14 protein-coding genes and 1 pseudogene are annotated in these 20,876 nt (G+C 46.4%); 10 read left to right on the top strand and 5 right to left on the bottom strand.

Going from position 1 to position 20,876, the window contains the following annotated elements; all coding sequences use genetic code 11:
- Position 1 precedes the first annotated feature (1 nt).
- From BST85_RS10915 to BST85_RS10885, 7 genes and pseudogenes are all read left to right on the top strand, one after another.
- Positions 2-1,648, top strand: coding sequence for a hypothetical protein (locus BST85_RS10915; RefSeq protein ID WP_104813272.1), 1,647 nt, complete (start codon positions 2-4; stop codon positions 1,646-1,648).
- Positions 1,645-2,650, top strand: a pseudogene (locus BST85_RS10910) (vWA domain-containing protein). The gene BST85_RS10915 and the pseudogene BST85_RS10910 overlap by 4 nt, the downstream one beginning before the upstream one ends.
- Positions 2,651-2,658: 8 nt before the next feature.
- Positions 2,659-3,702 carry a VWA domain-containing protein gene (locus BST85_RS10905; protein WP_104813995.1) on the top strand — a complete coding sequence of 348 codons (1,044 nt, stop codon included), beginning with the start codon at positions 2,659-2,661 and terminating at the stop codon, positions 3,700-3,702.
- Positions 3,699-4,544 carry a tetratricopeptide repeat protein gene (locus tag BST85_RS10900; protein WP_104813271.1) on the top strand — a complete coding sequence of 282 codons (846 nt, stop codon included), beginning with the start codon at positions 3,699-3,701 and terminating at the stop codon, positions 4,542-4,544. Before BST85_RS10905 ends, BST85_RS10900 begins: the two co-directional genes overlap by 4 nt.
- A 4-nt stretch (positions 4,545-4,548) precedes the next feature.
- The gene (locus tag BST85_RS10895; RefSeq protein ID WP_104813270.1) at positions 4,549-6,321 is read left to right on the top strand and encodes a BatD family protein; all 1,773 of its coding nucleotides are present in this window, start codon (positions 4,549-4,551) and stop codon (positions 6,319-6,321) included.
- Positions 6,318-7,070, top strand: coding sequence for an SH3 domain-containing protein (locus tag BST85_RS10890; RefSeq protein WP_104813269.1), 753 nt, complete (start codon positions 6,318-6,320; stop codon positions 7,068-7,070). Before BST85_RS10895 ends, BST85_RS10890 begins: the two co-directional genes overlap by 4 nt.
- 49 nt (positions 7,071-7,119) lie before the next feature.
- Positions 7,120-8,964 carry a SulP family inorganic anion transporter gene (locus BST85_RS10885; RefSeq protein WP_104813268.1) on the top strand — a complete coding sequence of 615 codons (1,845 nt, stop codon included), beginning with the start codon at positions 7,120-7,122 and terminating at the stop codon, positions 8,962-8,964.
- On the opposite strand, the gene BST85_RS10880 is transcribed toward BST85_RS10885, so the two are convergent.
- Entirely contained in the window at positions 8,965-9,504 is a 540-nt protein-coding gene (locus BST85_RS10880) for a CvpA family protein (protein ID WP_104813267.1), read from the bottom strand.
- Between the two features lie 94 nt (positions 9,505-9,598).
- On the opposite strand from BST85_RS10880, the gene BST85_RS10875 reads away from it, so the two are divergent.
- Genes BST85_RS10875 through BST85_RS10865 form a run of 3 tightly spaced genes read left to right on the top strand, consistent with a single transcriptional unit; the run spans position 9,599 to position 11,405 of the window.
- Positions 9,599-9,955, top strand: coding sequence for a hypothetical protein (locus BST85_RS10875; RefSeq protein WP_104813266.1), 357 nt, complete (start codon positions 9,599-9,601; stop codon positions 9,953-9,955).
- A gap of 35 nt (positions 9,956-9,990) precedes the next feature.
- The gene (gene pheS / locus BST85_RS10870) at positions 9,991-11,010 is read left to right on the top strand and encodes a phenylalanine--tRNA ligase subunit alpha (protein ID WP_104813265.1); all 1,020 of its coding nucleotides are present in this window, start codon (positions 9,991-9,993) and stop codon (positions 11,008-11,010) included.
- Positions 11,010-11,405, top strand: a complete 396-nt coding sequence (locus BST85_RS10865) for a hypothetical protein (protein ID WP_104813264.1) — start codon at positions 11,010-11,012, stop codon at positions 11,403-11,405. The genes pheS and BST85_RS10865 overlap by 1 nt, the downstream gene beginning before the upstream one ends.
- A 69-nt stretch (positions 11,406-11,474) precedes the next feature.
- Here the strand turns inward: BST85_RS10865 and BST85_RS10860 are convergent, their stop codons facing one another.
- The 4 genes from BST85_RS10860 to nadD all read right to left on the bottom strand — a co-directional run bounded on the left by BST85_RS10860 (position 11,475) and on the right by nadD (position 20,875).
- A complete protein-coding gene (locus BST85_RS10860; RefSeq protein WP_104813263.1) occupies positions 11,475-15,215 on the bottom strand; it encodes a proprotein convertase P-domain-containing protein in 3,741 nt (1,246 codons plus the stop codon).
- A 214-nt stretch (positions 15,216-15,429) separates the two neighbouring features.
- Entirely contained in the window at positions 15,430-18,861 is a 3,432-nt protein-coding gene (locus BST85_RS10855) for a proprotein convertase P-domain-containing protein (protein WP_104813262.1), read from the bottom strand.
- Between the two features lie 198 nt (positions 18,862-19,059).
- Positions 19,060-20,064, bottom strand: coding sequence for an NAD(P)H-dependent glycerol-3-phosphate dehydrogenase (locus tag BST85_RS10850; RefSeq protein WP_104813261.1), 1,005 nt, complete (start codon positions 20,062-20,064; stop codon positions 19,060-19,062).
- A gap of 220 nt (positions 20,065-20,284) precedes the next feature.
- Entirely contained in the window at positions 20,285-20,875 is a 591-nt protein-coding gene (gene nadD / locus BST85_RS10845) for a nicotinate (nicotinamide) nucleotide adenylyltransferase (protein ID WP_104813260.1), read from the bottom strand.
- Position 20,876 lies beyond the last annotated feature (1 nt).

The raw sequence follows: 20,876 nt of genomic DNA, 5'->3' as shown, positions 1-20,876 counted from the left end.
AATGACAGTATTCGCAAAATACCGTTTTGTATCCTCGAGATTCCTCAGTGCAGGAATCTTCTTGCTGTTGTTCACGGCTGTCATTTCTACATTAAACGCCCAAGTAAGCACCCAGATAGATACTACCTTGATCAGAATCGGAGAGGAGATTCAGTATAGCATAGAGGTAGAAGCAGACAGTACAGACTTGGTATTATTCCCAGAGGGCCAGAGCTTTTTGCCCTTGGAGGTGATAGAATCGTACAAGGTGGATACCTCCTACGCTGCAGAAAAGGTAAGATTGATCAAAAAATACGGCCTTACCCAATTCGATTCCGGGGCTTATATGATCCCGGCTCAACGGGTATATATCAATGATCTGGCCCTGGCCACAGACTCCATTTTTGTGGAGGTGCAGGATGTACCTGTAGATACCTTGGAACAGGAGATGTTCGATATTAAACCCGCTTCTCAAGTAAGCGGCTTACCATTTAATTGGCTCAATTTGCTCTGGTTATTACCGGTTTTGATTGCAGCAGGAGTTTGGTGGTATTTGAGGAGAAAAAAGGCTGGAGAAGAAGCTTCCGAACCGGAATTACCACCTTATGAAGAGGCCTTATTTTCCCTAAAACGTCTGGACGAAAGGCAGCTGCTGAAAGAGAATAGATCGAAAGAGTACTACTCTAGGTTGACCGAGATTGTCAAACGATACCTGGACCGAGAGGTAGATGACCGTGCGATGGAGAGTACATCCTCGGAACTGATCGATAGACTTCGATTGCATCGCGATGCTGGTCATTTGGAGTTTGACACGGGTACCATCATCAAATTGGAAGATATACTGAAGCGGGCGGACCTGGTGAAATTTGCCCGTATGAGGCAATTGGAAGGACAGGCCAGTACAGACAGGCATGTCATCGAACAAGTGATCACGGAAACCCACGATGCAATCCCCGAACCAACAGAGGAGGAGTTACAGCAAACTGCTGCTTATCGAGAGGAATTACGCAAAAAGAAGCTCAGAAAACAACGGATCTACGGTTTATCTGCCGGGTTAGGTCTCATCATAATCGCTATTGGTATCTATGGGTTGATCAAGGGGCCGGAAGAGGTTACGGAAATCGTCGTCTCCAATCCTACCAAGGATCTGACCATGGGCCGATGGGTTAAGAGTGAATACGGTTCTCCTGCCATAATTTTGGAGACACCGGAGGTCTTGGTTCGTCAGACCATGACCAGTACAGAGGATGATACGGGGACTAAACCCAATTTGGACGTTTTCACCGCTGGCGACCCCAGGACATTTTACGTTATGGTCAGAACTACCAAACTTGCACAAACAGAGGAAGGTGTTCTAGAGGCTGCTATGGAGCAAGCCTTGCTCGACCTAGAAGCTAACGGAGCTAGTAACATGGTGGTAAAACGTGGGCAGTACGAAACCGATCAGGGGGTGAAAGGGCTTAAGAGCTATGGAGAATTCACCTATACCGATACCAAAGGAAAAGAATTTAAGGAGCCTATCAAGTACGAAGTCCTGCTGTTTGCCCAGGCGGGTGCTCTTCAACAATTGACCATGGCTTACTTGGGCAACGACGAGTATACGGAGGGGATCAAACAACGCATTGAGCGGTCCGTCGAACTTGAAATCACGGAAGGAGGTCAGCCATGAATTTGAGCAACTTTGAATTCGTCAATCCGATCTATTTCTGGCTGTTTGCTATCATGCCGCTGCTTATTGGTTGGTATATCTGGAAGCGCAATCAACAAACTCCTAGTTTGAAAATTTCCAGTATTCAAGGATTTAAAACCCAAAGAACTGGTTGGCCCGGCTCAGACCATTGATGTTTGTACTCAGGATGATCGCGCTTGCTCTATTGATAACTGCCATGGCTCGCCCCAGGACCGTTGACGAATCGACTCGGGTTAAGACCACCAAGGGGATCGATATCGTGATGGCCATTGATGTCTCGGCCAGTATGCTGGCCCGCGATCTGAAACCCAATAGACTGGAAGCATTAAAGACGGTTGCTGCTCAATTTATCAATGACCGCCCTAATGACCGTATTGGTCTGGTTGAATATGCGGGGAGAGTTTTACCAAAACCCCCCTGACCAGCGATAAGACCATTGTGCTGTCTTCCTTGCAATCCATCAAGTACAACAACATCATAGAGGGAGGAACTGCTATCGGAATGGGATTAGCTACTGCGGTGAATCGACTCAAAGAAAGCCGTGCAAAAAGTAAAGTGATCATTCTCCTGACAGATGGAGTTAACAACTCGGGCTTTATAGACCCCAAGATCGCTAGTGAATTGGCCATAGAATTTGGTATCAAAGTATATACCATTGGATTGGGAACTAATGGGATGGCCTTGTCTCCAATTGGAGTCCTTCCCAATGGAAAATTCCAGTACGGGAACATTCCGGTAGAGATCGACGAGGAATTGCTCCAACAGATAGCCGATGTGACCGGGGGTCAGTATTTCAGGGCTACATCGACCTCGAAACTGAGTGAGATCTATGACGAGATCAACAAATTGGAAAAGACTGATATAGAAGAATTCAAATACAAGAATTACGACGAGAAGTTCAGGCCTTTAGTGCTGTTCGCCTTAGGTTTTCTCAGCCTTGAACTCTTGTTGAGACTAACCGTTTTTAGAAGTTTTATTTAACCATGGACCTGTATCAACTGGAATCGCCCGTATACTTTTACCTCCTGGCCTTAGTGCCAGTGGTGGTGGTATTGTGGCTGTTTGGGTCCATCTGGAAGCGACAAAAGCAGAAGCGTTTTGCAGAAAAGTCATTGCTTCAGCGATTGAGCCCGGATCGTTCCTGGTTCAAGTCTGCCCTTAAAATCGGGGTGGTTTCCCTGGCGGTGGTCATGATGAGTTTTGCTTTGGTCAATCCCAAGCTAGGAACCAAATTGGAGACTGTTAAAAGAGAGGGTGTGGATGTTGTCTTTGCCCTGGATGTTTCCAAAAGTATGCTAGCCGAAGACATTGCGCCTAACAGATTGGAGAAGTCCAAGCAGTTAGTCGCTCAGATCATCAATAGTCTGGCGGGAGACCGAATTGGGATAATCGGATATGCGGGAAGTGCATTCCCCCAGGTTCCCATCACCACCGATTTTTCATCGGCTAAGTTGTTCCTTAACAGCATGAATACCGATATGGTCTCTTCTCAAGGAACAGCCATCACAGAAGCCATAGAAATGGCGAAGACCTATTATAATGATGAGGAACAGACCAATAGGGTGTTGTTTATCATCAGTGATGGAGAGGATCATGAAGGCAATGTAGCGGGAGTCGCTAAAGAAGCGGCAGATGCTGGGATACAGATCTTCACCATTGGAGTGGGAAGCTCTGGTGGAGGCCCCATCCCAATCAAGCGTAATGGGATCCTTCAGTACTATAAAAGAGATCAGGAAAACAATCAAGTAATCACTCGATTGGATGAGGCAATGTTGGAAGAGATAGCCGACCAGGGAGGTGGTGACTACATTGATGGAAGCAATACCAAGGATGTTGTTGAGAGTGTAACAGCCATACTGAATGGTATGGACAAGAAAGAGTTTGAGGCCAAGCAATTCACAGATTTTAAAGATCAATTTCAGTGGTTCATCGCCGGTGCCTTGCTGATGTTGATCATCGATATGTTCTTGTTGGAGCGAAAGACCAATTGGTTGCGCAAACTCAACCTGTTTAATGAAAAATCACGTTCATGAAGGGATTATCTAACATAATATTGCTCTTCTCTTTGCTCCTGGTTTCCATTGGACATGCCCAGGAACTATCCAAGGAAAAACAAAAGGAGATCAAAGAAGCCGAGACTTATCTTTCTGAAGCAAGTAGTGCGATCGATGACGAGGATTTTATCAATGCCGAGGCTGAATATCGCAAAGCAATCTCCTTATTGCCAGAGAATGAGACCGGAAAGTATAATCTTGGTACCGCCTATTACAATGAGAATAAGAATGGTGAGGCGATGAATCGGTTTAAGCAGGCGGCAGCTATAGCACAGGGAAAACCCGCCAAGCACAAGGCATTTCACAACCTGGGAAATACCCTGATGAATGCGAAGGATTATCAGGGCGCCGTAGAGGCCTACAAGAATGCGCTCAGAAACAATCCAACCGACGACGAAACCCGATATAATTTGGCTTTGGCTAAAGAAATGCTGGAAAAGAACCCGCCTGAAGGTGGAGGTGGAGAAGATGACGAAGAGAATAATGAGGATCAGAATCAGGAGGACCAGCAACAACAGCAAGACCAGAATGAAGGAGAAGACGGGGAAGACGGCGAACAAGAGGATCAGCAGGATCAGGGAGATCAGCCCGATCAGAATCAGGAAGGAGATCAGCAGGATCAAGGTAATCCCAACGAGCAAAAGAACAAACCCCAGGAAGGGGACCAACAAAAACAACAACAGCCTCGCCCCGGGCAGTTATCTCCTCAACAGATCCAGAATCTATTGGATGCTATGAACAACGAGGAGAAAAAGGTTCAGGACAAGATCAACGCCAAGAAACAAAAAGGGGCCAAGGTTAAATCGGATAAAGACTGGTAACCTAATGAAATGGAAGGCTTTCATATTTGTGTTGATTTTTGGTGCGATAGGATCGTGCCTGGCACAAGTACAGTTTGAAGCCAAGGTTTCCAAGGAAAAACTCGGAATAAACGAACGCTTACGGATCGACTTCGAGATGAACCAGGACGGGGATAACTTCAACCCTCCGGACTTCGATGGGTTTCGCGTGGTGGGAGGGCCAAACCAGGCCGTGTCCAATTCCTGGATCAATGGGAAAAGAAGTTATTCCAAGACCTATTCGTTCTTTCTAGCTCCTCAAAAAAGGGGAAGGATCACCATAGGCCAGGCTACTATAGAAATAGAAGGAGAGATCTATAAGACCAGTCCTATTCGGGTTGAGGTCACCGCCGCTGTGGAGAAGCCAAAAGATGGCAACAATGCAGATTTTGTGGCCAGTGAGAATGTGCACCTTGTGGCCGAAGTCTCCAAGACGGACCCTTATCTGAATGAAGCAATAACTGTGGTCTATAAAATGTATGTCTCCAATGAGGTCAGCATAACCAGTAGCTGGAGGGAGTTGGATACACCTAAGTATGCCGACTTTTGGAGTCAGAACATCGATAGCCGCGGGAACTACAAAATATTCGAGGGCAAGTACAAAGGACAAGATTACCGATATGTAGTGCTTCGAACAACGGTGCTTTACCCTCAGAAATCAGGCGAATTACAGATCGAACCCCTTACACTGGATGTGCCGATCGATGTATTATCCAACCGCAGGGATATCTTTGGGCGAAGGTTAACCACTCGAGTCAATAAGACCATTTCTGCAGGAAAACGGACCATCAATGTCAAACCATTACCTACGGACGGACGCCCTGCCGATTTTAGCGGTGCTGTTGGTCAGTTTGATTTTAGTGTAACTGCAGACAGAACGGCTTTGGATGCGAACGAATCGTTGCAGTTGGCCATTACGGTGAAGGGGAAAGGTAATTTGAAGCTCTTTGACCTGCCATCTGTAACCGTCCCTAGTTCATTAGAGATGTACGAACCAGAGCGAGAAGAGAATGTGACCACAAAGTTGAGTGGGATGGAGGGATCTGTTACTGATAGGTATACGGTAGTGCCTCAATTCAAAGGGGATTTCCCGATCAGACCGATTTCTTTCTCCTATTTCGATACGGATACTCGTGCATATAAGACTTTGACCTCGGACGAGATCGTGATCAACGTGGCCAATGGGCCCATTACTGAGGCTACAAATACAAGCAGGGATGAAACTGCTGGTAAACGGGTAGTAGAGACCACCGATCAGTTCAAGTACATCATGTTAGACCCAGCCTTGAGATCCGTCGATGAGAAGACTTTCTTTCGCTCTTCCAAATTCTGGTATTTGCTGGCGGCCCCATTTGTGTTTATCCCTTTGCTTATTGTTATGGATCGCAACAGACGCCGAAGATTGTTAGATGTGGACCGCAGCAGAGTGAGACAAGCAGATAAATTGGCTCGTAAGTTTTTGCAGGAGGCGAAGCGCAATCAAAACAACAAGGAAGCCTTTTACGAGGCATTGGAAAGAGCCTTGCACAATTTCCTGAAGGCTCAATTGGATCTATCTACATCAGAGATGTCCAAGGAACATATTGCCAATTTGCTCCGGGACAATGGAGTGGAAGAGATCACGATCGAAGATTTTACCCAGCTGCTAAAGAGTTGCGAATTTGCACGTTACACCCCGGCCAATTCGGATACCATCCGACAAGATTATGAAAAGGCGGCTCAGACCATGCTTCAGATCAATAAACAAATGGGACGATGAGGACATTCTTGACCATATTATTTGGAGTCTTCACCATTTATGGAAGCTTAGCTCAGAACGAAACGCTTTTTGAGCAAGGTAAACAACATTACCGGGACCAGGAGTTTGCCGAAGCCCTTGGAAAATGGAATGAGATTCTCAATGATGGGCAACATTCTACGGCCTTGTACTTTAATATGGCCAATGCTCATTATAAGTTGAACCAGGTTGGTATGAGCATTTATTTCTACGAGAAGGCCTTACAATTGGATCCTACCAATGTTGATGTTCGCAATAATCTGTCCTACGCACAAAATGCGACTGTGGACGTGATCGAGCCGCTTCCTCGCACCCTCTTTCAGCGCTGGTCAGATGATCTTTCAGGCCTTTTTAGTCTTAGTGGTTGGGCGACATTGACCGTTCTGTTTGGCTTTTTGACCGCTCTTTTCTTTGTTCTGTACTACTTTAGTTCTAGGGAGCGCAGTAAGCGAATTCTCTTTGCCGGTTCCCTGGGGAGTTTAGGACTGACCATTTTTGCCCTGCTCATATCCTTTATGGTAGAGTCTAAGGCAAGTAAGGTTAACCCCGCAATCGTTGTTTCCGAGCGTACCGATATTCAAAGTGAGCCTAGTCTGGGAAGTGAGCAGTCCTTTATCCTGCACGAAGGCACCAAGGTTCAAATCCTTGATCAGGAAGGAGATTGGTATCGTATACAGATCGCAGATGGTAAAGATGGTTGGCTTTTCAAGGATGCCATCAAGAGGCTGTAATAATTCCTAGGTTTTTTTTGGTAACTTAATACCACAAACAACGAATTCCATGTTTAAAGGGCTTTTCAGTAACCCTCGGGGAGATATCTTCGGTGGGGTTACAGCCGGAATAGTAGCGCTACCATTGGCACTAGCCTTCGGGGTTCAATCAGGACTAGGCCCGAGTGCAGGTTTGTATGGAGCTATCTTTATCGGCTTCTTCGCCTCTTTCTTCGGAGGTACCAATACGCAGATATCCGGACCTACGGCACCGATGACGGCAGTTTCTATGATCGTTATAGCTGGAATTATTACGGCTAACGACGGGGATGTTGCCAAGGCGCTGCCCTATATATTATTGGTATTCTTACTGTCTGGATTGATGCAGATCGCTCTAGGGATGGCGGGAGTTGGTCGATATATCAAGTATATTCCATACCCGGTAGTTTCTGGTTTTATGACGGCTATTGGGGTGATCATTCTCATAACCCAAGCCTTGCCCTTATTGGGGTATTATACCAGCGATGACACCGAGTACATTAGCGAATTCAAACCGGAGGCTGAGGAGGTATTGCTCGATAAGATTCTTAAGGACGAGGCTGGAGAGGGGATCCTTGTACTTGAAGATTTCAAAGAAACTGTTGAACGCGCCGAGGATATCACAGAAGATGAAATTATGACAGAGGCAGTCACACTGGCAAAGAATGACAGTTCGGGAGTCATTGGTGCTATCAGGACATTACCCAGGGCCTTGGCCAGGGCTAATTGGATAGAGGCTCTTTTGGCCCTGCTAACTATTGGGATCATCTATGGTTTCCGGCGAATAACCACTAAGATTCCCTCTACCTTGGTCGCCCTTTTGGTAGTCTCGGTCGGAGCTTATCTACTTGGAGTCAATTATAGTCCCATTGAGCAAATCCCAAGTGGTTTTCCCTCTTTCCAGATCGAGATGTTCACCGGTTTTCGGCTCAGCCAGGTGTCACCTTATGTGTTTACGGCCCTCACACTGGCCTTTCTAGGAGCCATAGATTCCTTGTTGACTTCCGTGGTGGCCGACAACATGACCAAGACCAGGCACAGGCCGAACCAGGAACTGATCGGTCAAGGGATCGGGAATAGTATTGCTGCTGTGTTTGGAGGTATTCCGGGTGCAGGAGCGACCATCAGGACAGTGGTCAATATTCGGGCAGGGGCGTCTACGCGCTTATCCGGAATGATTGCCGCTGTATTGCTCCTATCGATACTACTGGTACTTGGACCCATTGCTTCCAGAATCCCTGCCGCTGTACTGGCAGGTATTCTGATTACGGTAGGAATTGGGGTAATGGACTATAAAGGGCTAAAGGCCATACCCAAAATGCCACTCAATGAAGTGGTTATCATGCTCACTGTTCTTATCTTATCCGTGTTCTGGAATCTGGTCTATGCCGTGGGGATTGGACTTGTGCTGGCTTCCCTGATCTTTATGAAGAAGATAGGAGATCTTACCGCTGCTCAGTCTAAGGTTGTGCAGTTGGATATTTCGGAAGAGATGTCCCTGCCTTGGAACGACGAGTTCAACATTCCTGAAGAACTGCAGGGAAAAGTTTTTATTAAACGCTTGAATGGCCCCCTGTTCTTTGGATATACCAGTGACTTTCAACGACTAGTCAGTGATATCTCGCCGGAAGCCCAATATGTGATTATCAGGATGGGTCAGGTACCGTATATGGATCAATCCGGACTCTACGCGATGGAAGAGGTATTACTTCTTCTCAACAGACTGGGAGTTACAACTATTTTAGAAGGCCTCAGGGAACAACCAAAGCTTATGATGAGTAGTATTGAAATGATACCCGACCTGGTCGCAGAGGAATACCTATTCTCCAGCTTCAATGAAGCAATGGTATTTATAAGAGACCGAGTGGAGGTTTAACTAGCGTGCTGCTTGCTGTTCTCCTCCCAATGATGGGACTTCTTCCTGCAATTCGTCCACTTCGTTTAGAATAAAGGGTAGTATCCTTGGTGCGATGGACTCAATGGGCTCATAAAGCTTGGATTCGGCCTTGCTTTCGTCAGAAATCAGATCCTCTGTAGAATCCCAGGCATTGATCAGCATGAAGATAACGCTTAAGATAAAGGCCATGGCCAATACTTCAAAGAAGCCTCCCAACAATTTGTTGAGTGTTCCCAAAAAGGCCAGGTTGGCGATCTTGGTCAGCACTTTTCCAGCCATGGAGATCACGATCAATACCGTCAGAAATGTAATTCCGAATGCAACTGCATTGGTGGTCGTGCTATCCCATTCAAACCACTCAATGAGGTAGTCCCCGATATAGTCCGAGAAATACAAGGCACAGTAAATACCAACAACTAATCCGATGAATGATGCCAAGGCAACAAATAACCCTTTTCGGGCTCCGGAAATAAAAGCGATGATCAACAAGGCGATTAGTCCGATATCCAGTAGTCCCATAGCTTAGTAATTGAATCAAAGATACATTGAATAAGTGGTGAGGTCCGTATCTTTGTTTTTTAGAAAACGTCAAGGCGGACCAATTTCGTATAGTATGGCCAGAGACATTCAATTGAAGGACAGGTGGGAACGGCTCATGGTGATACTTTCCCAGCGATTCGCAGAGGGAGAAACCTTGGAGTTAGATGCTGTTATTTACTTGGTAGGGGTACAGGAATTGGGTCAAATACATCGTTCCTTTAAGAAGGACGAAAAGGTGAACCTGATGCATATTGCCATTTGCCGGTTGCTCGAACCCTTTGGATTTTACCGCTTCGATTATTTTGATGACGATGGGTGGCCCCACTATGAGATCCTGGAAGAATTACCACCCTTGAAAGCCGGAGAACAATCAGTTCTGATGAAAGAAGCTATCGTCCAGTATTTCGTAGAAAAACAGCTTATTGACTAGATTTTAATTAGTTTTGCGGTCTCGATGACAAGGCTATGATCGACCAGATTAATAAACACATAGATGCGGTAAAGGAGTTTGCGACTACAGAGAAAGCTCAACTGGAGGAGTTCCGGGTAAAATACCTTGGAAAAAAAGGATTGTTGAATGAGTTCTTTGCTCAGTTCAAATTGGTCGAACCAGCCGATAAAAAGGCTTATGGACAGGCCATAAATAGTCTGAAGAAAGCCGCAGAAGAAAAGGTCAAGGAGCTCAGAACCAAGTTGGAGTCCTCAGATCAGACCCAGGGTCAATATGGGGATCTTACCCGTCCCGGTGAGGCCATCGAGATAGGGGCAAACCACCCAATTACTCAGGTGAAGAATCGGGTCATCGAGATCTTTTCCAGGGTTGGATTCAATGTTTCAGAAGGGCCTGAGATCGAGGACGATTGGCACAATTTTTCGGCCTTGAACCTCCCAGAACATCATCCTGCCAGGGACATGCAGGACACTTTCTTTATTCAGCGTGACCCGGATATACTGCTCAGGACCCATACCTCTTCTGTGCAGGTCAGGTATATGGAGGAACACAAACCTCCTATCAGGACCATATCACCAGGTAGAGTATATAGGAATGAAGCCATTTCGGCCCGCTCGCATTGTTTCTTTCATCAGGTTGAAGGGCTATATGTGGATGAGGATGTCAGTTTTGCCGATCTCAAGCAAACACTACAATATTTTACTACCGAGATGTTTGGCAAGTCCAAGATCAGACTTCGTCCTTCCTACTTTCCATTTACTGAGCCTAGTGCGGAAGTTGACGTGTATTGGGGCTTGGAGACAGAAACCGATTACAAGATGACAAAAGGTACCGGTTGGCTGGAGATTATGGGTTGTGGTATGGTAGATCCTGCCGTACTTGACAACTGTGGTATTGATTCCTCTCGCTACAGTGGCTTTGCCTTTGGAATGGGGATTGATCGTATCGCCCTTCTTCTGCATCAGATTCCCGATATCCGTATGTTCAGCGAGAACGATATTCGTTTCCTAGAGCAGTTCAAGCGGATCAACTAATGAGAAAGGACATTGTAATTCCCGAAGTCCGGAATGTGTACGTCGCTGCCGTTTATGAGTTCAACAAGGATTTCAATACCTACGATTGGAATGCCTATATCATTAACGATGGGTCGGTTGGGTTGGAAACTGTTTTGATCGTCACCCAAGGCTATAACGAGCAGAAAATGACTGCTCCATTGAGACATTCCTTGAAGTTATTACCTCCTAAATCCTACGCCAGGATCGAATTTTTAGAAGATTCAGTACTGCAACTTGCCAATTTTTTCTCTGTCACTTATTTCATAGGTGATACCCTATACGATAAGCGCTTTGAACTTCCGGCAAATTCTGTTATTGAGGATAATTCGGTTATGCTGCCCGTGATGGGGAAGAAAGGAGTACTGGCCAGATAATAAGTAACTCCTAATAAAAAAACCCCTCCGTTTGGAGGGGTTTTAGGTTTATAAGGATCTGATGTTTGCTTATTGCTTGATCAGTCTCTTGACAGCTGTTTGGTCGTTTCCTTGGATCTGAACCATGTATACACCGGAGGCCAGTGCAGAGACATCGATTGTTCGTTGTCCTTGGGCCATATTATTCAGTGATTGGTTGATCACAGTTCTACCGTTCATATCGAAGATCATCACCGACTCCAGGTTAACACCTGTTCTGTTATCGATGGTGATGTTATTCACGGCAGGGTTAGGATAAACGCTAATACCTACATCGAATGGGTTGTTGTTCGTACCCAGGATACTTTCAACAGTCAGTTCGAAGGAACAGGTAGCTACGTTACCGTTTTCATCTTCAGCGGTCAGGGTCACAGTGTAGACACCATCAGGCAGTTCAGTACCTGGAGCTGGATCTTGCGTTGTGATCGTGATCGGATCTGTACAGTTATCAGAAACTGTAGCCTCACCATTACCGAAGTAATCTGGCACCGTGTAGAACAGCGAGTCTGTACCTGGATCGACAGTTTGGTCTTCAGGACAGGTCAGTACTGGCACCAGGTTGTCCACTACCAATACAGTAGCTGAACAAGCTGCGATATTACCACTGGCATCGCTAACGAAAGCAGTCACGACGATAGGCGTACCGATATCGGCACAAGTGAACTCGTCAATGTCTACAGCCGAGGTAGAGATACCACAAGCCTCATCTACAGAAGAGATGATATCAAATGCATCGATCTCAGCTTCTCCGTTCTCATCGAGTTCGATGATCACTTCAGTAGTAGTTGGAGGCGTCAGGTAATTGATTCCCCAGCTGGTGATCTCCCCAGTATCTCCACCAGCGTTATCAGATACCGTCAGGATCCAGTCACCTTGGGCGTTCTCACCGTTGAAAGCTGACAGTGCATCAATACCGGTAAAGGTACCAGTGATCGGTCCTCCTCCAGTACAAGCATCTTCCAGTGGGCTGGCAGCGGTATCATCGATAGTGACATCCAGGTCAGCATCAGAACATCCGAATCCACCACCATCAGCACCGATACGGTCTACCAGGGTTACTGTAGTACCTTCTGGAGATTGCAGGGTAACGATCAGGTCACCAACCCAGGTGTGGGTGATGTTCAGATCGACCGTCAGGTTATTGAGTGTTTGATCTTCTGCAATGTTGATCACATCGGTGATTCCTGCAGGGTCGCTATCTGGGATAGCGGTACCTGGAGAGCTGCTTGCGCTTACAGGCTGATCCTGAGGTCCACAAGTGATAATCGGAGCAGTTTCGTCAATGACGTTAACAGTAGCTGTACAAGTAGCTTCGTTTCCAGCAGCATCAGTAACTGTTACGTTCACTTGGTTCTGACCCAGTTGTGAACAGTCAAAGCTGATGGTTGACTCAACTGGAGTGATGCAGTTACCAGAGAAGGTATATACTCCGTCAAATCCACCACCTCCAACAGCTGTCCAGTTAACTCCGTCAGAAGAGCTAAGGGTCTCATTACCCTGAATAGAAGCTGAAGTCATCTCCCAAGCAGTCAGTCCTGCGGTAGAAGAAGAACAGATCATTGCGATCCAATAAGTCGTATCGGAACCAGGATCACTGGCAAATGTGAATGGGGCCAAATCGAAGCTCACTTCACTAACATCAAATCCGAAGTTACTTCCAACGACAGCCTGAGCAGTAGGCACAACACCCAATTGACTTCCGATCTGAGCACCAGGTACTCCGCTTGCATCTTCGTAGAAGAAGAAGTCAACAGAGGCCATAGTCGCTCCTACTTCGTGGAACAAGTTGGCTGTGATACCAGTTAGTTCGAAATCACTTCCCATAGAAACTACCAGGTCGTTGGCTGCACGGAATCCAGAAGCTGGATCCTTGATGGCGCCATTTTCGAAGGCGTTACTTGGGTTGTTTTGCTCACATGGATTCACATCTCCACCAACAGTGACTGAAGTACCACAGTTGTCGTCTATAACGAGGATAAGATCAGAGGCGTCAATAGTTGCCATACCAGAGGCATCCAACACTACATCAAGTGGAGTTCCAGGAACATCGTAGGAATAAAGCAACGTCCAGCTGTCTAATGTACCGGTATCTCCACCGGCATTATCCGAAATGGTCAGGGTCCAGTCTCCCAGAGTGCTTTCTCCATCAAAGGCTGTAAGTGCTTCCTGAGGGATCACCATGCCACCAATACCTGGTACACCACATTCGTCTTCTACCGGATTACTGGCTTCATCGTCAAAGATTGCATCTACATCGTCTGCAGAACATCCGAATCCGGAATCAACAAAGCCAGGACGATCCATCAGGGTGATGGTGGTTCCTGCAGGAGATTCCAAGGTAACGATCAAATCACCTACCCAGGTGTGAGTCACGTTAAGCTGGACATCCAGGTCGACGATGGTCTCATCGGCACCGATAGTGATCACATTAGAAAGACCTGCTGGGTCATTGTCAGGAATAGCGGCACCAGGTGCAGCACTTTCACTATCCATGGCAGTAGTCGGCTGTCCAATACAAGTGATCATCGGTGCGGTGTTATCCGCGATAGTCACTGTGGCAGAGCACTGAGCAGAATTTCCTGAAGCATCAGTAACTGTCAATGTAACCGTGTTAGCTCCAATGCTGGAACAATCGAAGGTATCGATGTCCAGTGTCATGGTGTCAATAGAACAGTTATCAGAAGAACCACCATCCACATCCATCGGACTGATCATAACCATACCGGTTACGGCATCAAGCTCAACAGTAATGTCTTGGCAAACGGCATCAGGAGCCTGAGTGTCATTAACTGTTACGTTGAAGGAACACCTTACGATGTTACCGTCACTATCAACAGCTTCATAAGTGATCAAAGTTGACCCAGTAGAGAAGAAGCTTCCTGTTGGAGGACCTTCTATCTGGACTGGTGTCAGAGGACCATCTTCCAGGTCAATGGCAGAAGCAGCCGTGAAGTTTACGATGGCTCCACAAGCGTCTGCATCGTTATCAACTGTGATGTCCATCGGACAGGAAATTACAGGAGGTGTCCCTACTAAAGCGTTGAAAGAGACTTCCATGTAGAGGTCTGGAGCAGACCCTATTCCACAATCAGCAGCACCATCACCCCAAGTGACACATGGTCCGCTGATTAGAGAATCAGGATCTTGGAATTGCCAAACATTTCCGTTTCCATCCGTGGCGTTAGCCCAACCCCATTGTCCAAAACCGCCAAATGGCATAATCGCTTGAACACTCATCCAATAGGTAGTTCCACCAGTCAAAACTGGGACGCCCGTTGGAGAAAGGGTAAACGACGGATTATTAGGTCCGGCTATGGACCCAGGGAAATCTTCGGTGTAAAATACCGCTCCTGGTTCTCCACCCGCATCTTCGTAAACCGTAAAACGGATACTGATGGCTGGATCATCTAGCGTAAAACCTCCTCCGAAAAAGATCCCTACGATGTCGACTTCACACATGATGGAGTCGTCAGTAGGAACAAAATCGTCGGCACTTTGAAGTGTCGCGTTTCCGAAATCCGGAAAGATTTGGCTCGCAACGCCAAAACCGTTTAATGTGGTATTCACATAATCGGGAAGAACTCCGTCGCAAGTAATCATACGACCCGCATTGGGAGTTGGTGTTGAGAGAGCACCAGTTGCTTCGGTCAAGATCGAAAGCCCTGATGTCGCATTTCTGTCAAGTCTGGTAGGATTGTCACCTCTGACTTGAGCTTGTGCCGTACACACTATCGCTAGCATGGATAAACACAACAGCGTAATTTTTTTCATATTTGATTAATTATATGATTAGATCTAATAGTCAGAAAGGTAAGAAAATTTAGATTTACTTAACATCTGATATCCAGTTTTTTAGGAAGATGCTGAAAGCAGTAGTTTGATAGAAAAGACAAATCGACTGTTTAAATATTTGAGTCGCAGCATTTTATATAGCAAAACCCCTCCGTTTGGAGGGGTTTTAGGTTTATAAGGATCTGATGTTTGCTTATTGCTTGATCAGTCTCTTGACAGCTGTTTGGTCGTTTCCTTGGATCTGAACCATGTATACACCGGAGGCCAGTGCAGAGACATCGATTGTTCGTTGTCCTTGGGCCATATTATTCAGTGATTGGTTGATCACAGTTCTACCGTTCATATCGAAGATCATCACCGACTCCAGGTTAACACCTGTTCTGTTATCGATGGTGATGTTATTCACGGCAGGGTTAGGATAAACGCTAATACCTACATCGAATGGGTTGTTGTTCGTACCCAGGATACTTTCAACAGTCAGTTCGAAGGAACAGGTAGCTACGTTACCGTTTTCATCTTCAGCGGTCAGGGTCACAGTGTAGACACCATCAGGCAGTTCAGTACCTGGAGCTGGATCTTGCGTTGTGATCGTGATCGGATCTGTACAGTTATCAGAAACTGTAGCCTCACCATTACCGAAGTAATCTGGCACCGTGTAGAACAGCGAGTCTGTACCTGGATCGACAGTTTGGTCTTCAGGACAGGTCAGTACTGGCACCAGGTTGTCCACTACCAATACAGTAGCTGAACAAGCTGCGATATTACCACTGGCATCGCTAACGAAAGCAGTCACGACGATAGGCGTACCGATATCGGCACAAGTGAACTCGTCAATGTCTACAGCCGAGGTAGAGATACCACAAGCCTCATCTACAGAAGAGATGATATCAAATGCATCGATCTCAGCTTCTCCGTTCTCATCGAGTTCGATGATCACTTCAGTAGTAGTTGGAGGCGTCAGGTAATTGATTCCCCAGCTGGTGATCTCCCCAGTATCTCCACCAGCGTTATCAGATACCGTCAGGATCCAGTCACCTTGGGCGTTCTCACCGTTGAAAGCTGACAGTGCATCAATACCGGTAAAGGTACCAGTGATCGGTCCTCCTCCAGTACAAGCATCTTCCAGTGGGCTGGCAGCGGTATCATCGATAGTGACATCCAGGTCAGCATCAGAACATCCGAATCCACCACCATCAGCACCGATACGGTCTACCAGGGTTACTGTAGTACCTTCTGGAGATTGCAGGGTAACGATCAGGTCACCAACCCAGGTGTGGGTGATGTTCAGATCGACCGTCAGGTTATTGAGTGTTTGATCTTCTGCAATGTTGATCACATCGGTGATTCCTGCAGGGTCGCTATCTGGGATAGCGGTACCTGGAGAGCTGCTTGCGCTTACAGGCTGATCCTGAGGTCCACAAGTGATAATCGGAGCAGTTTCGTCAATGACGTTAACAGTAGCTGTACAAGTAGCTTCGTTTCCAGCAGCATCAGTAACTGTTACGTTCACTTGGTTCTGACCCAGTTGTGAACAGTCAAAGCTGATGGTTGACTCAACTGGAGTGATGCAGTTACCAGAGAAGGTATATACTCCGTCAAATCCACCACCTCCAACAGCTGTCCAGTTAACTCCGTCAGAAGAGCTAAGGGTCTCATTACCCTGAATAGAAGCTGAAGTCATCTCCCAAGCAGTCAGTCCTGCGGTAGAAGAAGAACAGATCATTGCGATCCAATAAGTCGTATCGGAACCAGGATCACTGGCAAATGTGAATGGGGCCAAATCGAAGCTCACTTCACTAACATCAAATCCGAAGTTACTTCCAACGACAGCCTGAGCAGTAGGCACAACACCCAATTGACTTCCGATCTGAGCACCAGGTACTCCGCTTGCATCTTCGTAGAAGAAGAAGTCAACAGAGGCCATAGTCGCTCCTACTTCGTGGAACAAGTTGGCTGTGATACCAGTTAGTTCGAAATCACTTCCCATAGAAACTACCAGGTCGTTAGCTGCACGGAATCCAGAAGCTGGATCCTTGATGGCGCCATTTTCGAAGGCGTTACTTGGGTTGTTTTGCTCACATGGATTCACATCTCCACCAACAGTGACTGAAGTACCACAGTTGTCGTCTATAACGAGAATAAGATCAGAGGCGTCAATTGTTGCCATACCAGAGGCATCCAAAATAACATCCAATGGAGTGGCTGGTACGTCATAAGTGTATTCAACTCCCCACTCATTCAGGACTCCGGAATCAAAACCAATGAAGGTATCAGTAATGGTCAGGGTCCAGTCACCTAAGGTGCTTTCGCCGTCAAAGGCCGATAGGGCATCAGTTGGTATCACCATACCGCTAACGGCAGGTCCTGGGTTACACTCGTCGTCACCTAGTACGCTGGCTTCATCATCGAAAGTAGCGAGGATATCGTCATTGAGACAATCCTGTACGCTTCCGTCAAAGAGTTGAACCGTTGTACCGGCAGGAGATTGAAGTGTGATCTGCAGATCACCAACCCAAGTGTGGCTTACATCCAGAACTACATTGAGATCGGTAATGGTCTCATCGGCGCCTAGAGTTATAACGCTGCTGACAGAATCAGGAGGGTCGATACCTAGACCTGGAGTAACAGAAGCAAAATCGGTAACCGCTGCAGGCTGTCCGATACATACAATGTTTGGAGCAGTATTGTCTTCAATTGTTACTGTCGCACTACACTGAGCGGAATTTCCTGAAGGGTCAGTAACCGTCAATGTAACCGTGTTAGCACCAATGTTAGAACAATCGAAGGTGTCGATGTCCAGTGTCATGGTGTCAATAGAACAGTTATCATTAGAACCGCCATCTACATCCATTGGTGTGATCATGGCCATGCCCGTAACGGCATCAAGCTCAATTGTTATGTCCTGACAAACTGCAACAGGGTCTTCCGTATCGTTTACAGTAATTGTAAACTGACAAGTAACAATATTCATGTCACTGTCGGTAACTTCAAATTCGATAATAGTATCACCTGTAGGGAACAGGCTACCTGATACAGGACCCATTGTTTGTGTAGTGGTCAGTGGGCCATCTTCCACATCGATTGCCGTGGCATCAGAGAAGTTCACAACGGCACCACACTCGGCGGTGTCCGTGTCAACAACAATATTCATTGGGCACGAAATGATAGGTGGGTTACCAATGGGCGCACCAGGGAAGCCTGCTACATCCAGCGTGAAAGGTCCGGCTCCACCAAATCCGCCCCAATCAGCAACGGTTATGTAGTAGTCTGAGGAACCGTCAGTCATAAAGGTTACCTCAGATTGAAGTCCGCAAAAATCATCGTTGTCTGCTTCACAGTTAAGCGCTGCACATGATCCGGAATAAACTTCCAGAACAGTGTCAAAAGCGGTGCCACAAGTACTAAGGGTGACCATACTACCTGTGCCAGAGGTATCAGTAAAAGTGTACCATACCTCATTATCAGCATTGGGGTTGCATCGCGGCCCGGTTTGAGTTGCTCCGGTAGCGTCACCCATGATAGTACCGTCACCGGTGATCACCTCGGCATTGACGCAGAGGTCATTTGCCTGGGAAAAACCCGCGAAACCAGTAAGCAGGATTAATAAAAATGTAATTTTTTTCATAGTGATTAAATAATTGATTAGATCTAATTGGGGGTAAGTTAAAAAAATCTTAACATTTATTGAGCATCTAGCATCATCTTTTTGGTGCGTATAACGACGTTGGTATTTACCAAGAAGTCAAGGAAATTCTTACAAAGAGAAGACATGTCTTTCCATAAACAATTCAGCAGTCTGAAAACCAAATATTTAGATGGTCATTTAGTTCAGTTTCTCGCTTAATTTTTTGAACACCTTTTTAGGATTTTTGCTGTCGTAGAGGATGCCGTGCACGGCGTTGATAATTGGCGTCTTGGCTTTATTGTTCTTTTTGAGTTCGTTAAGGGCATAGGCACTTTTGGTCGCATAGTATCCTTCGGCCACCATATTCATCTCCATCATGGCACTTTTCACCGTATGACCTTTTCCAATCATGTTCCCGAACATCCTGTTGCGACTGAAGATGGAATAGCCGGTCACCAAAAGATCTCCCAGGTAGGCGGAACCATTGATGTCCCTTTTCATTTTGTGTACCTTCTTTACATAGCGTTTCATCTCTCGAATGGCATTGCTCATCAGGACACTTTGGAAATTGTCGCCATAGCCTAAACCATGAGCTATACCCGCCGCAATCGCATAGATATTCTTCAGCATGGCGGCGTATTCGGTGCCAATAATGTCGTCGCTGGTAGAACAGCGGATATAACTACTGGAGAGTGCATCTGCCAATTTCTCGGCCTTGGACTCGTCTGCACAAGCAATAGTCAGGTAAGACAGACGCTCTAGAGCGACCTCTTCGGCATGACAGGGTCCCGTGATAACCCCGATATCCTCGAACGGGATCTGGTAATGGGTAAGGAAATGATCTCCAACGATCAGACTGCTTTCTGGGACTATTCCTTTGATGGCAGAAAAAATGATCTTTCCTTTTAAAGGCGATTCGATCTTTTTCAATTCAGACTCTACAAATGCAGAAGGGATCACAAAGATCAGATAGTCTGCATAGTCGACCATGGCGTTGATGTCTGATGTGAGGATCAACTGATCTGTGTGGAACTCCACTGAGCTGAGGTAGTTCGGGTTGTGACCGTGATCTTTAAGGTGTTCGATCACCGATTCGTTGCGCATGTACCAGCCTATTTCTTTCAGATTCTCACTGAGCATCTTTACAATAGCAGTGGCCCAGCTTCCTCCACCAAATACGGCAACCTTCATGTCTTTGGACATAGTGTTTCGTTAGTCAACCAAAAATAGGAAAATTAAGGCCGATGCCTGGACTTTACATTTTAACATTGAATTATGAGGCCAAAGAACAATGTAGGAAGAAAGACACACGTTATGATATTGAAAGTTGATTCTTATTGCTGTTATGCAACTAAGAAAGCTTTTGGTTGGTTATTTAGTTGAAAACCGCTCTGCCTTCTCTTAGGAGACCCAGGGCGGTTCTTTATTTGTAGAAATTCATCTCGTCCAGGTAGTTCCAGACTCCAGCGGGTAACATGGGGCGGATATTCTTTCCATCTGCTACGGACTTGCGAATAAAGGTAGAGGACAATTGCATGATAGGGGCATCGACCACATGTACATTAGGGTGTTCCAATAAGGCGATTGGTTTAGCCCGCTCATCTACCCTTGGGTAAACATAAATAGGGTATCGTTTTAGAATTAACTCGTAATTCTTCCATTTGTGCAGGCTGGCCAAATTGTCGGCCCCCATGATCAGGCAGAAATCGAACCCTGGATATTGTTCCTCCAAATAGGCCAGGGTGTTGACCGTATAATTGGGTTGAGGCAGGTCAAACTCCACATTGCTGGCTTTTAGCCTTGGAAATTCCTCTACCGCGATGCGCACCATGGTCAACCGGTGATGATCCTCCAATAAGGTCTTTTTCTTTTTGAGTGGGTTATGCGGGGTAATGATCATCCAAACCTCATTCAGATCGGAGAATTCCGCCAGGTAATTGGCAATATTAAGATGCCCAATATGAATAGGGTTGAATGTTCCAAAATACAGTCCTACGCGTTTCCCGCTGGCCATG

The organism is Aureitalea marina (assembly GCF_002943755.1).
GTDB classification, from domain to species: domain Bacteria; phylum Bacteroidota; class Bacteroidia; order Flavobacteriales; family Flavobacteriaceae; genus Aureitalea; species Aureitalea marina.
This window is presented reverse-complemented; position numbering and strand designations above follow the sequence as displayed.